A 13,505-nucleotide genomic window follows, 5' to 3' on the forward strand; every position below is an offset into this window, starting at 1 on the left:
AAACAGCGGCATCGGTAAAGCGTTCAAAATGGCCGGTTTTCCGGCCATTTTTCATTGGCCGTTCGCTATCAGCCTATCTTTTCTGATTGGACAACTCGCCGAGGAGCTTCGTCATCTCGTCGTCGAGAGAGGGCGATGCCTTCGCCACTGGCTTGCTCGGCGTTTGGCTGAAGCGTGGCTCGTCGAGGGAAACCTCCAGCTCCTTCATCAGCGCATCGTCGATCGACTCATGCCGTGCCGGGGACGATTCATGTCTTGTCGCGGACTCGTGCCTTGCCGGAGGCTCGTATCTTGCCGGGGAGTCCTGTCTTGCCGGCGGCGGTGCATGTCGCGAGACATTGGCGTTGACGGATCCATAACTTGGCAACGGTGTGACGTTCGATGCCGGTTTCGGCGCCGGTGCTGGCATCATTGCCGGGGTTGTCGCCGTCTGGCGGGCTCGGACGGGCGTTGCGGCTGCACTTGCCGGCTGCGGCGGCGCTTGCCTCACCGGCGCGGCTGTGGTCTGAGCCGACCTTGCTGCTGGCTGGTGGCTGTTGTCTCCGGTCAATGCCGGGCGGCGCAGCGCCGAGAGCCTGATGTCGCGCTCGACGACGACGTCGGTCGGGCCACCGATCAAGAGCAGGTGCTCGATATCGTCGCGGCGCACCAGCACCAGCCGCCGGTGACTGTCGACCGCTGTGGCGTCCATGACGGCCAGCCGCGTCTTGCGGTTCCTGCCGCCGGCGACGAATGTTCCGAATGTCAGGCTGCGGACCAGCTTGATGATGAGAAGAATGATGAGCAGAAGGACAAGTACTGCAAACGTCCACAGGATTGCTGCGGCATAACCAGGACCCGCCACGCCATCCAGCCATTGCAGCATTGGTTCCCCCAAAATCGGCTTTCGAAGAGAGGCGACACTAGACTGTTGCGGCAGGCCACCGCAAGTTGCCTTTCACGCTTCGTGAACAGCTTGAAACACCGGGAGCCGAACGGCGTCATTTTTAGCGGACATTTGCCGCCGGGCCTTTTCCCGACCCTGAGAATATGATTCAACCGACACCGGAATTCACGAGCAGGGGGCACATGGCCAAGGAAGCGCGCGGCGATTTCTATCCGGTACCTATCGTCGACCAGAACACGCGACCGGGCGCGGTCACCCGGCTCATCGTCTTCATCGTCGTCCTGACAGGGGCAGCGATCGTCTTCGGCCTTTTCCGCGAGCGACTTGGCGATCCATTCCTGCTCGGCATGCTTGGCGTGCTGGCGATGATCGGCGTCGGCTTTCTGTTCGCCACTGCGATCGGCTTCGTGCACATCACGCCGCGCTCGACAAGCGACGAACTGTCGAAAGCTTTCGTCGATTCGATGTCGCAAGGTCTCCTGGTCACCGACACCAAAGGCCGCATCATCTACGCCAACCGGACCTATGCCGACATGACGGGCGCCGAGTCGGCGGCCGCCCTCAAGACGGTCGAAGGTTTGCTTTCAGACGTTCCCGAGGCCTCGGTGACCATATACCGGCTGGCGTCGGGCCTGCGCGACGGCCAGCCGGGCGACGGCGAGTTTCGGCTGGCCCAGTCCATTCGGCCAGGCGCCGAACCGGGCGCGCGCTGGTACCGCGTTCGTGCCCGCGCGTTCAGCGTTCCCGGCCAGCGGCTGCCCATGCTTGCCTGGCAGCTTGCCGATATCTCGCAGGAACGGGCCGAGCAGGAGCGGTTCTTTCTCGACCTGCAAAAGGCCATCGATCACCTCGACCATGCGCCGGCCGGTTTCTTTTCCGCTGACCAGGAAGGCCGCGTCACCTATATCAACGCGACCCTTGCGGAGTGGCTGGGCATCGACCTGGCCAGCTTCACCCCCGGCGCCATCAAGCTGCCGGAGATCGTCGCCGGCGACGGCATGGCGCTGGTCCGTTCGGTCAAGGCCGACGCGGGTACCACGCGCAATGCCGTTATCGATCTCGATCTGACGACGATGACCGGCGAGGCGCTGCCGGTGCGCTTCATGCATCGTGTTTCGGCCAGCCGAGAGGGCCTCAACGGCCCGACTCGCACCATCGTGCTCAACCGGACGCAAGGCGAGGATGCTTCGGCCGACCTCCGCGCCTCGGAAATACGCTTCACGCGGTTCTTCAATTCGACGCCAATGGCGATAGCCGGCGTCGACCATGCCGGGCGCATCCTGCGCACCAATGCGCCGTTCCTGTCGCTGTTTTCCTCGGTCGTCGACCGCGACGCGGTCGATCGGCGTGTGCGGCTGGATACGGTGATCCACGAGCGCGACCGGCCGGCTTTCGCCGCGGCATTCGAAAAGGCACGCCAGCAACAGGCTGACATCGAACCGATCGATACGGTGCTGCCCGGCAATGAGGAGCGCCACATACGCTTCTACGTCAATGCAGTAGCAGACGGTACCGGCGGCGAGGGTGCCGAGGAATCGGCCATCGTCTATGCCGTCGAGACCACCGAGCAAAAGGCCCTCGAGGGCCAGATGGCGCAGAGCCAGAAGATGCAGGCGGTGGGCCAGCTCGCCGGCGGCATCGCGCACGACTTCAACAATGTGCTGACCGCCATCATCATGGCCTCGGACCTGCTTTTGACCAATCACCGGCCGTCCGATCCGTCGTTCCCGGACATCATGAACATCAAGCAGAATGCCAACCGGGCGGCCTCGTTGGTGCGGCAGTTGCTGGCCTTCTCGCGCAAGCAGACGTTGCGGCCGGAGGTGCTCAACCTGACCGACGTGCTCGCCGATCTAAGGATGCTGCTTGCCCGCCTGGTCGGTAACGACATCAAGCTCAAGATCGACCATGGCCGCGACCTGTGGCCGGTCAGGGTCGATATCGGGCAGTTCGAGCAAGTGGTGGTCAATCTGGCGGTCAATGCGCGCGATGCGATGCCGGCCGGCGGTGACCTCACCGTGCGCACCCGCAACGTCAGCGCCGGGGAATGCAAGACCTTTTCCTATCGCGAACTTACTCCGGCCGACTATGTGCTGGTCGAGGTCGAGGACAGCGGCAGCGGTATCGCGCCTGATGTGCTGAAAAAGATCTTCGAGCCCTTCTTCACGACAAAGGAGGTTGGCAAGGGAACTGGCCTTGGCCTGTCCATGGTCTATGGCATCATCAAGCAGACAGGCGGCTTCATCTTCTGCGATTCCGAAGTCGGCAAGGGATCCGTGTTCCGCATCTTCCTGCCGCGGCACATTGCGGAGGCGAGAAAGGCGGGCGAGGCCGGAGAAGTGCCGGCCGCACCTGCCAAGATCGCCGACTCAGCCAAGGATCTGTCGGGCTCGGCCACGGTGCTGCTGGTCGAAGACGAGGACGCCGTGCGCATGGGCGGCATGCGGGCGCTGAAATCGCGCGGCTATACCGTCCACGAGGCGTCCTCGGGCGTCGAGGCGCTTGAAGTCTACGAAGCGCTCGGCGGCAAGGTCGACATCGTCGTCTCCGATGTAGTGATGCCGGAAATGGACGGCCCGACGCTGCTTGGCGAATTGCGCAAACGGCAGCCCGACATCAAGTTCATCTTCGTGTCCGGCTATGCGGAAGACGCGTTCGCCAAGAACTTGCCGGCGGACGCGCATTTCGGCTTCTTGCCGAAGCCGTTTTCGCTCAAGCAATTGGCCACAATCGTAAAGGACATGCTGGAATCCTGACTCTTCCAATGCTCCGCTTGCGCAATGTCGTGAGACTGCCATGATTGCAGGCGAAACGGGCGACGGGTTTTGGAAAGCATGCCGTGACGCCACACAACGAGGCAAGCAAGGGCGAGTACGCAAGCACGGTGCTGCTGCCGGGCGATCCGCAGCGCGCTGAATGGATGGCACAGACTTTTCTGGAGGCGCCGCGCTGCGTCAACCGCCGCCGCGGCGCGCTTGGTTTTACCGGCCTGTTTCGCGGCAAGCCTGTCAGCATTCAGTCCACCGGCATCGGCGTCCCGTCATTCCTGGTCTACGTGCATGAGCTGCTGGATTTCTATGGTGCGAAAACACTGATCCGTACCGGCACATGCGGTGGGCTGACCGCCGAGCTGGTGCTGCGCAGCCTGGTGATCGCGCAATCGGTGCGCGCTGAAAGCTCAGAAAGCGGCCAGAGTTTCGGGCTCTACCGTGCCGATGCCGGCCCCGATCCGGCATTGTTGGCTCAGGCGTTGGCCCGGGCCGCCGAGCTCGGCATCGATCATCGGGCCGGGCTGACCATCTGCAGCGATATTTTCTATCATCCGCAGGGGCGCGAGCGCTTCGCCGAAGCACAGGCACAGGGCGCGCTCGCCGTGGACATGGAAACCAGCGCGCTCTACCGCATTGCGGCCGATTTCGACGCCCGGGCGCTGTCGATCCTGACCGTCGTCGACAATGTGGCAACCGGCGAGCAGACCGACTATTCCGAACGCCAGGGGCTTTTCACCGATATGACGCGGCTGGCGCTCGACGTGGCGGCGGAGAGCTAGGCGGCTTTCTGCTTCGGCGCGATTTGCTTTTCGACTTTGGGCGAGGGCCACACAAATTAGAGCTGCCTTCCGGCGCGGAACCTTGCCGGGTTCGGCAATTTTTTCAGCGCCTCGTGCAGGTCGAGGCAGTAAAGGCTCCGTCCGACTGCTTCATGATGACATCGAAGGACGGGGTGGTTTCGCCGTCCAGCGTCGCTTGCGTGAGCGAGATCGAGTTGCCGCCGCTGGTGTAGCCGCCTAGTGGACCCAGCCAGGTGATCACCCCGTCTGCGTCCATCTGGTAGTTATGGCTCGGCGGGGCGGCGCCGAAGCTCACCGGACCGCTATAGACGTTTCCCTTGATGGTGATGTCGCCGAGGCTGAGAAACATGCCAAGCAAATAGACCTCGCAATGATAGGTGCCGTCCGGCAGCTTGCCGTCGCTGAAGTTGGCGCGCGCCGCGGTCGTCGTCGCCAGCAGAAGCATGGTGGTGAAAATGCAAGAAGTTCTGAAGGCCATGGCGTCGCTCGTTTGAGAGGCGAACTTGCCCCAGTTCGCTGCGGCGCCGCAATCCTTCGCCGGCGCTCATGTGATGTTGCCTAAAAACAAGTCATCTGTTGGCATATGAGTAAAACTTAGGCTGACGCGGGTGGTCGTTTCTCATTCAAAACCTGGTGAGCGGTGTTCATCTTCTGCGGCTAATATATTAACCCGCTGATAGGGCTGGGAAATCTCAATTCCTCCGATCTTGCTCCGGTGATTGGCACAGCCGTTGCATGGTCTGTTCCGATGCAGTTAACCAGTTTGGGAGTTAAAAGTATGAGGGGCAGTTTCTCGACAATAACAAAAATGTTTTCGGCCGGCGTGGTCACCGCCGGCTTGCTGATGAGCGTTCCCGCCAGGGCGGCCGACGACACCATCAAGGTCGGCATCCTCCATTCGCTGTCGGGAACCATGGCGATCTCGGAGACGACGCTGAAGGACGCCATGCTGATGCTCATCGAAGAGCAGAATGCCAAGGGCGGCCTGCTCGGCAAGAAGCTCGAGGCGGTGGTCGTCGATCCGGCTTCGAACTGGCCGCTGTTCGCCGAAAAGGCGCGCGAGCTGATCTCGAAGGACAAGGTCGCGGCGGTGTTCGGCTGCTGGACCTCGGTGTCGCGCAAATCGGTGCTGCCGGTGTTCAGCGAGCTCGACAACATCCTGTTCTACCCGGTCCAGTATGAGGGTGAGGAAAGCGAGCGCAACGTGTTCTACACCGGTGCGGCGCCGAACCAGCAGGCCATTCCGGCCGTCGATTATCTGATGAGCGAGGATGGCGGTTCGGTGAAGCGCTGGGTGCTCGAAGGCACCGACTATGTCTATCCGCGCACCACCAACAAGATCCTCGAAGCCTATCTGAAGGCGAAGGGCGTTGCTGCCGAAGACATCATGGTCAACTACACGCCGTTCGGCTTCTCCGACTGGCAGACCGAAGTCTCGGCGATCAAGAAGTTCGGTTCGGCCGGCAAGAAGACCGCGGTCGTCTCGACCGTCAACGGCGACGCCAACGTGCCGTTCTACAAGGAACTCGGCAACCAGGGCATCAAGGCCGAGGACATTCCGGTCATGGCCTTCTCGGTCGGTGAGGAAGAGCTTGCCGGTCTCGACACCGCGCCTCTGGTCGGCCATCTCGCCGCCTGGAATTATTTCGAGAGCGTCGATACGCCCGAGAACGAGAAGTTCATCGCCGACTGGCACAAATTCATCAAGAACGACAAGCGCACCACCAACGACCCGATGGAAGCCCACTATATCGGCTTCAACATGTGGGTGAAGGCAGTCGAGAAGGCCGGTACCACCGATCCGGACAAGGTCATCGACGCCATGATCGGCATCTCGGTGCCGAACCTGACCGGCGGCTATTCGACCATGATGCCGAACCATCACATCACCAAGCCGGTGCTGATCGGCGAAATCCAGGCCGACGGCCAGTTCGAAACCGTCTCGCAGACGCCGGGCCTGGTGATGGGCGACGAATGGTCCGACTATCTGCCTGATTCCAAGGACCTGATCTCCGATTGGCGCGCGCCTCTGTCCTGCGGCAACTTCAATGTTGCCACCGGCAAATGCGGCGGCAAGGGAACCAACTGATCCTCCCGGTCTGTCCTCCCAGACCGCAAAGCCTCCGGGCGGGCTCGTCCTCCAGCCTGCCCGGAGGCGACATTCAACCTCCAAGAGCCACCAGAAACCGATGATCCTGATCCGCGCGATTGGCCTGATGCTGCTCCTCCTCCTTGGAATGCTGCTGCCGTCGAACGCCAGCGAAGCCGATCTGCGCGCGGTCGTCGCCAAACTCGCCACCGCCTCCAATTTTTCAGCGATCGAAGCCGTCGTGCGCGAGCTTGCGGCTTCCGGCGATCCGGCCGTAGAACGGCCGCTTGCCGCGCTTGCGGAGGGCAGCCTTTACGTCCGCAAGGCCGATTCACTGGTCTTTGTCGGTAAGGAGAGCGGCGACAGCATCGAGCTGCTCGATGCGCTCACCGGCGAAAAATCGGGCGAAGCTGCCAAGACCGACATCACCAAGATCAAGGTCAACAACACGCTGCGCCGCGTCATCCGCGACGCGCTGGGGACGCTGACGCTTGGCTCCAAGGATTCCGCCGTGCGCATTGCCGCCGCCGACACCATGTTCAAGACGCCGGACGCGGCAAACATCGAGCCGCTCGACACCGCGATCGCCAATGAGAGCGTGGCAAGCGTCAAGGCGCTGCTCGAACAGGCCCGCGCCGCATCGGTTCTCGTTTCCGACAGGCCGGAGGCCGACAAACTGGCGGCGATCGCACTCATCGGTGCGCGCGGCGACCGCGATGCGGTGTCGCTGCTCACGTCGGTAGAGGCCAATTCCGAAGGTGCGGTGAAGGACGCGGCGACGGCGGCGATCGCCAACATCAATTCGACGCTGGCGCTGTGGGATGCCGGCCAGAACATCTGGTACGGCATATCGCTCGGATCGGTGCTGCTGCTGGCGGCGATCGGCCTCGCCATCACCTTCGGCGTCATGGGCGTGATCAACATGGCGCATGGCGAGATGGTCATGCTTGGCGCCTACACGACGTTTGTCGTGCAGGAGGTGATCCGCAATTCCTTTCCCGGCCTGTTCGACTGGTCGCTGGTCATCGCCCTGCCGCTGGCCTTCCTGGTAGCGGCGCTCGTCGGCCTTGTCATCGAGCGCGGGCTGATCCGCTTCCTCTATGGCCGGCCGCTGGAGACCCTGCTGGCGACGTGGGGTGTCTCGCTGATCCTGCAGCAGGCCGTGCGCACCATTTTCGGGCCGACCAACCAGGAGGTCGGCAACCCGTCCTGGATGTCCGGTTCGTTCGATATCGGTCAGCTTGCCGTGACCTGGAACCGGCTCTGGATCCTGGCTTTTGCGCTCGGCGTGTTCGCGGTGCTGCTCTACGTGATGAAACGCACACCCTGGGGGCTGCAGATGCGTGCCGTCACCGCCAATCGCCGCATGGCCGCCTCGATGGGCATCAGGACGCCGTGGGTCGACGCCCTGACCTTTGCATTGGGGTCGGGCATTGCCGGCATCGCCGGTGTCGCGCTCAGCCAGATCGACAACGTCTCGCCCAACCTTGGCCGCGGCTACATAATCGATAGCTTCATGGTCGTCGTCTTCGGCGGTGTCGGCAACCTTTGGGGCACGCTGGTCGGCGCCTTCTCGCTCGGCATCGTCAACAAGTTCCTCGAACCTTATGCCGGAGCAGTCCTCGGCAAGATCGTCGTCCTGGTGCTGATCATCCTGTTCATCCAGAAACGCCCGCGCGGCCTGTTTGCGCTCAAGGGCAGGTCGGTGGAAGCATGATCACGGGACGCTTCTTCGCCGCCGGCGCCGACCGCCGCATCGCCATCACGATCTTCATCCTGCTGGCGGTCGCCATCATCGTGCCGCTGCTCAACCTTGCGGTCTCGCCGACAAGTTCCTTCTACGTGCCATCCTATATCGTCGCGCTCACCGGCAAATATCTCTGCTACGCGCTGCTCGCTTTGGCGCTCGACCTCGTCTGGGGCTATTGCGGCATCCTCTCGCTCGGCCATGGCGCCTTTTTCGCGCTCGGCGGTTATGCGATGGGCATGTATCTGATGCGCCAGATCGGCTCGCGAGGCGTCTATGGCAATCCGCTGCTGCCGGATTTCATGGTGTTCCTGAACTACAAGGAATTGCCGTGGTTCTGGTATGGTTTCGACCATTTCTGGTTTGCCGCGGTCATGGTCCTTGCGGTGCCCGGCCTGCTCGCGTTCATCTTTGGCTGGTTCGCCTTCCGCAGCCGCGTCACCGGCGTCTATCTGTCGATCATCACCCAGGCGATGACCTATGCGCTGCTGCTTGCCTTTTTCCGCAACGACATGGGTTTCGGCGGCAATAACGGCCTGACCGATTTCAAGGACATTTTTGGCTTCAACGTGCAGGCCGACATGACGCGCTCGGCGCTGTTCGCGGCCAGCGCCGTCATGCTCGCGTCTGCCGTCTTCGTCACCTGGGCAATCGTCGGCTCCAAATACGGCAAGCTTTTGATGGCAGTCCGCGACGCCGAGAGCCGCACTCGCTTTCTCGGCTGGCGCGCGGAGAACGTCAAACTGTTCGCCTTCACCGTGTCGGCTGTCATGGCCGGCATCGCCGGCGCGCTTTACGTGCCGCAGGTCGGCATCATCAACCCGGGTGAGTTCGAACCGTCCAATTCGATCGAGGTGGTGGTATGGGCGGCAGTCGGCGGGCGCGGCACCATCGTCGGGCCGATCGTCGGCGCGCTTCTGGTCAATGCCGGTAAATCCTGGTTCACCGGCGTGCTGCCGGAGTTTTGGCTGTTTGCGCTGGGCGGGCTGTTTGTCGCCGTCACGCTGTTCCTGCCCAAGGGCATCATCGGCATGTGGGATTCCTGGCGCGGCAATGCCAAGGCGATGCGGGCAGCCTCGGTCGCCGAGGAAGCCGGCATCGATCCCGACGCGCCGGTGCCGCCGAAAACCGATCGCTCGGCGGCAAGAAAGCCGGGCGACTGGTCGGCCTCCGGCGCCGAACCGCAGCCTGCGGAGTGAAGGCCTGATGTCGAAGAGCAATACCATCCTCTATCTCGACGGCGTTTCGGTTTCCTTCGATGGTTTTCGCGCCATCAACAATCTGTCGCTGGTGCTCGACAAGGGCGAGATGCGGGCGATCATCGGCCCCAACGGCGCTGGCAAGACGACGATGATGGACATCGTCACCGGCAAGACGCGGCCCGATGCGGGCGAAGTTTTCTTCGACGGCGAGGTCGATCTGACCAAACACGATGAGGCCGAGATCGCCATGATGGGCATCGGCCGTAAATTCCAGAAGCCGACCGTCTTCGAAAGCCATACGATCGAGGACAATCTGATGCTGGCGCTGAAAGGCCCGCGTTCGATTTTCCCGGCGCTGTTCCATCGCCGCTCGGCCGTCGAGGCGCGGCAGATCGACGACATTCTCGGCATCATCCGGCTTGGCGACAAGCGCGACGAGCTCGCCGCCAGTTTGAGCCATGGCCAAAAGCAATGGCTCGAGATCGGCATGCTGCTCGCGCAGGATCCGAAGCTGCTCCTCGTCGACGAACCTGTCGCCGGCATGACCGACGCCGAGACCGAGGAAACCGCGCGGTTGCTTAGGGATATCGCGCGCGACCATTCGGTCATCGTCGTCGAGCACGACATGCATTTCGTGCGCGAGCTCGGCGTCAAAGTTACCTGCCTGCACGAAGGCTCGGTGCTTTCCGAGGGCTCGCTCGACTTCGTTTCGGCCGACGAACGTGTCGTCGAAGTCTATCTGGGGAGATGAGCATGGTCTGGCGGGTTCCGTTCCATCATTTCGACCTTTCGTTCTTCAGGCGTTGGAGAAAGCGCTGATCATGCTCGAAGTCTCCAATGCCACGCTACATTACGGCGCCGCCCAGGCGCTGCGCGGCGTCTCGCTGAAAGCCGGCGCCGGCAAGATCACCTGCGTGCTCGGCCGCAATGGCGTCGGCAAGACCAGTTTGATGAGATCGATCGTCGGCCATCACCGGCTGACGAGCGGAAGCGTTGCCTTCGAGGGGAAGGCGCTCGACCGGAGCGCGGCGTATGATCGCGCCCGGTCGGGCATCGCATTCGTGCCGCAGGGCAGGGAGATCTTTCCGCTGCTTACGGTGCGGGAAAACCTCGAATCGGGCTTCGCGCCGCTGAAGCGCGCCGACCGCAACATTCCCGGTCACGTCTTCGAGCTGTTTCCGGTGCTGAAGCAGATGCTCGGTCGCAGGGGCGGTGACCTTTCCGGCGGCCAGCAGCAGCAGCTTGCCATCGGCAGGGCACTGGTGATGCGGCCGAAGCTGCTGGTGCTCGACGAACCGACCGAGGGCATCCAGCCGTCGATCATCAAGGACATCGGCCGCGCCATCCGCTATCTGCGCGACCAGGCCGGCATCGCCGTGCTTTTGGTCGAACAGTATCTCGATTTCTGCCGGGAATTGGCTGATGAGGTCAACATCATGGACCGCGGCCAGATCGTCCATACCGGCCCGGCCGAGGATCTCGACCGCGCGGATGTCCGCAAATTCCTGACTGTCTGAATTCTTATTGATTCTATTACTTTGCAACCCTGGCGCGCCGAAGATTGCATGCTAGGCTTTGCTTGGCCTTGGTGAGTCGGCCGCTTTCCGTATCAGTCTCAATTGGCAGATCAGAGGAAGGTGCGGGCCGCGCCATCACGCTTCATGCGAGCGGCTTCCTTCCTGCGATCTGACTGTTATTTCAACTTTTCGGGCATCAGGGAAGCTGATGGAACGTTACGTCGAGGACTACCAGAAACGACGGCTCACGGAGCGCGTCGACATCATGACCGCCATCAACATTTTGAAATCTCACGGATACGACCACGACGAGCTGATCGCGGAGATCACCAAGGTCTTCTACGTCGATCTCGATGCCTACAATGAGATCGTCATGGCGGCATGAGGACTAGCTGAGGCCGATTACCCTGTGCTGCCGAGCGGCTAGCCTGCCAGTCGGAGCGTGGCGGCCGCGACGCGGTTGCGACCGCCGCGCTTGGCGGCATAGAGCGCCTTGTCGGCGGCACTGAGCACCTTGTCGAAACTCATGCCGTCCTTGCTGCCGAAAGCGTATCCGGCGCTGACCGTACATGTCAGCGGACGGGTTTCGGTCGCAATGACGCGGGCAGCGAAGGCGGTACGTATACGCTCGGCGGTGAATTCCACTGTTTCGGGCAGGGTCCGCTTCAGAGCCAGCGCGAATTCCTCTCCGCCCAAGCGCGCGGCGACATCGGTCGGGCGAAGATTCTCGAGCAGTTCCTCGGCGAACACTTTCAGCACCTGATCGCCCGTGGCGTGGCCGAATTCGTCGTTGATGGCCTTGAAACCGTCGATGTCGAACACGACCACTGCCGTGAACGCCCCGATCGGGGCGCCGCCATTGAGATCGAACAGGGCACGCCGGTTGAGAAGGCCGGTCAGCGGATCGGTCAGTGCATCCAGACGGTGATGCCGGGCTAGACGGCCTTGGTTGAGCGCCAGCGAAAGGGCGCCGATGCCTGTCATGCCGGCAATGACGATGACGAGGCTCAGATCCTCGGCCCAGTTGCTCGGCGCATGTCCAAGAATCAGCTTCCCGTCCCACGCAAGAGCCATGGCACACAGCACGAAGGACATGGCCGTGGTCGAGTAGAGCGCGGCGAGGCCGATGATCGGGACGGGGGCTTCAGCGCGCCCGATCCAGTACTGATAGGCCGTTGCAAACAAAAGCAGGGCGGCAAGAAGATTTTCGAACATGAAGCCGAGACCGTCATAGCCGAACGCCATCGGCGGCAGCGCCAGGGCAAGCGAGATGCAACTGCCGCGAACCGTCAGCGGGATCGGCGACCGGCCGGTTCTGAACTGATAGGCGGCGCCCAGTATGGTCGAGAACCCAACCAGGAGCAGGGCAAACGTCGCGATGCCGAGGATGCGTCCGGGCGTCTCGATATAGTCCTCGTAGATGAAAACGTCGCCGACGATCAACAAAGCGCTAATCGCCCATGTCAGCAGGAACTTTTCGGTTCGCGCGGTCAGCCAGATGCCGAACAGCGTCAGGCTCAGGCAGGCGGCGGAAAAACCGACAGCCAGCAGAAGTGAGTGGTAGTCGAGCGACATGCCCTAACCCGCGGCTGCCCTAGCTCCGCGGATTCATGCAGCAAGGAGGTATCGATAAGGTTACGATGGTGATGAAGATGTCACAATTCGGGGTCGTCAGCCCGTGACCCGCTTCATCAGCGCCATGGCGCCGAATGGAGCGCGGACCTTGCCCTCGGTGATGAAGTAGACGAACACGTCGCGTGGCTTGACCGGCGCGTCCGTCGAAGGATCGGCGCGCGGCAGGTCGGCGGGAACCTTGCCTTCCGCCCAGACCTTTGCCCGGGCTGCCCATTCGTCGAGCCCGTTCGGCGTGTAGCAGTCGGGATTGTCGTCGCTGCCGGTCTGCAGCCGGGCATAGACGAAGTCGCCGGTAACGTCGGCGATCGCTGGATATTTGGCATGGTCGGCATAGACGACCGCGACCTTGTATTTGCGGGCCAGCGCGGCGAATTCCGGCACGACGAAGCTATCGTTGCGCACCTCGACCGCGTGGCGCAGCCCAACGCCGTCCTGCTTTTCCGGCAACAGCTTGAGGAAGGCTTCGAAATCGTCCGGGTCGAATTTTTTGGTCGGCGCGAACTGCCACAGGATCGGCCCGAGCTTGTCGCCAAGTGCTGCGACACCCGACCCGAGAAAGCGCATCACCGATTCGCCGGCCTCGCCGAGCACGCGACGGTTGGTGACGAAGCGGTTGCCCTTCAGCGAATAGACGAAACCGTCCGGCGCCTCGTTGGCCCATTTGACGAAGGTCGGTTCCTTGAAGCTCGAATAATAGGTGCCGTTGACCTCGATGGTCGGCACCTGCCGGCTGGCATAATGCAGCTGCTTGGCCTTCGACAATTTGTCCGGGTAGAAGGACGTGTCCCACGGCTCGAAGGTCCAGCCGCCCATGCCGGCGCGGATTGTTCCTGATTGAGTCATTGTCGTCCTCCCGGT

General features: G+C 62.2%; 12 protein-coding genes. 8 read left to right on the plus strand and 4 right to left on the minus strand.

The window, feature by feature from the left end; translation table 11 throughout:
- Nucleotides 1-73: 73 nt before the first annotated feature.
- Nucleotides 74-865 carry a hypothetical protein gene (locus NKJ94_RS05620; RefSeq protein WP_352523449.1) on the minus strand — a complete coding sequence of 264 codons (792 nt, stop codon included), beginning with the start codon at nucleotides 863-865 and terminating at the stop codon, nucleotides 74-76.
- Nucleotides 866-1,068: 203 nt separating this feature from the next.
- On the opposite strand from NKJ94_RS05620, the gene cckA reads away from it, so the two are divergent.
- Together cckA and NKJ94_RS05630 are read left to right on the plus strand one after the other, a co-directional pair.
- Nucleotides 1,069-3,642: a cell cycle histidine kinase CckA gene (cckA, locus tag NKJ94_RS05625; RefSeq protein WP_352523450.1), complete on the plus strand. Its 2,574-nt coding sequence runs from the start codon at nucleotides 1,069-1,071 to the stop codon at nucleotides 3,640-3,642.
- An 83-nt stretch (nucleotides 3,643-3,725) separates the two neighbouring features.
- On the plus strand, nucleotides 3,726-4,436 hold the full coding sequence (locus NKJ94_RS05630; protein WP_352523452.1) for a purine-nucleoside phosphorylase: 711 nt from the start codon (nucleotides 3,726-3,728) through the stop codon (nucleotides 4,434-4,436).
- 103 nt (nucleotides 4,437-4,539) lie between these two features.
- Here the strand turns inward: NKJ94_RS05630 and NKJ94_RS05635 are convergent, their stop codons facing one another.
- A complete protein-coding gene (locus tag NKJ94_RS05635; protein WP_352523453.1) occupies nucleotides 4,540-4,935 on the minus strand; it encodes a hypothetical protein in 396 nt (131 codons plus the stop codon).
- Between the two features lie 300 nt (nucleotides 4,936-5,235).
- Between NKJ94_RS05635 and urtA the strand changes: the two genes are divergently transcribed.
- From urtA to NKJ94_RS05665, 6 genes are all read left to right on the plus strand, one after another.
- Nucleotides 5,236-6,546, plus strand: a complete 1,311-nt coding sequence (gene urtA, locus NKJ94_RS05640; RefSeq protein ID WP_352523455.1) for an urea ABC transporter substrate-binding protein — start codon at nucleotides 5,236-5,238, stop codon at nucleotides 6,544-6,546.
- Nucleotides 6,547-6,646: 100 nt separating this feature from the next.
- A complete protein-coding gene (urtB, locus tag NKJ94_RS05645) occupies nucleotides 6,647-8,263 on the plus strand; it encodes an urea ABC transporter permease subunit UrtB (RefSeq protein WP_352523457.1) in 1,617 nt (538 codons plus the stop codon).
- Complete coding sequence (gene urtC, locus NKJ94_RS05650; protein ID WP_352523459.1) at nucleotides 8,260-9,492, plus strand: urea ABC transporter permease subunit UrtC; 1,233 nt, start codon at nucleotides 8,260-8,262, stop codon at nucleotides 9,490-9,492. The genes urtB and urtC overlap by 4 nt, the downstream gene beginning before the upstream one ends.
- Before the next feature lie 7 nt (nucleotides 9,493-9,499).
- A complete protein-coding gene (gene urtD, locus NKJ94_RS05655; protein WP_352523461.1) occupies nucleotides 9,500-10,246 on the plus strand; it encodes an urea ABC transporter ATP-binding protein UrtD in 747 nt (248 codons plus the stop codon).
- A 70-nt stretch (nucleotides 10,247-10,316) separates the two neighbouring features.
- Nucleotides 10,317-11,012 (plus strand): urea ABC transporter ATP-binding subunit UrtE, encoded by a 696-nt coding sequence (gene urtE / locus NKJ94_RS05660; protein WP_006202038.1) that lies wholly within the window; start codon nucleotides 10,317-10,319, stop codon nucleotides 11,010-11,012.
- A gap of 208 nt (nucleotides 11,013-11,220) precedes the next feature.
- Nucleotides 11,221-11,397 (plus strand): hypothetical protein, encoded by a 177-nt coding sequence (locus NKJ94_RS05665; protein WP_352523462.1) that lies wholly within the window; start codon nucleotides 11,221-11,223, stop codon nucleotides 11,395-11,397.
- A 38-nt stretch (nucleotides 11,398-11,435) separates the two neighbouring features.
- On the opposite strand, the gene NKJ94_RS05670 is transcribed toward NKJ94_RS05665, so the two are convergent.
- Both NKJ94_RS05670 and NKJ94_RS05675 read right to left on the minus strand, forming a co-directional pair.
- The gene (locus NKJ94_RS05670) at nucleotides 11,436-12,587 is read right to left on the minus strand and encodes a GGDEF domain-containing protein (RefSeq protein ID WP_352523463.1); all 1,152 of its coding nucleotides are present in this window, start codon (nucleotides 12,585-12,587) and stop codon (nucleotides 11,436-11,438) included.
- Between the two features lie 96 nt (nucleotides 12,588-12,683).
- On the minus strand, nucleotides 12,684-13,490 hold the full coding sequence (locus NKJ94_RS05675; protein WP_352523465.1) for a DUF72 domain-containing protein: 807 nt from the start codon (nucleotides 13,488-13,490) through the stop codon (nucleotides 12,684-12,686).
- Nucleotides 13,491-13,505 lie beyond the last annotated feature (15 nt).

Origin of the sequence: Mesorhizobium sp. M0060, assembly GCF_040323155.1 — a bacterium.
GTDB lineage: Bacteria > Pseudomonadota > Alphaproteobacteria > Rhizobiales > Rhizobiaceae > Mesorhizobium.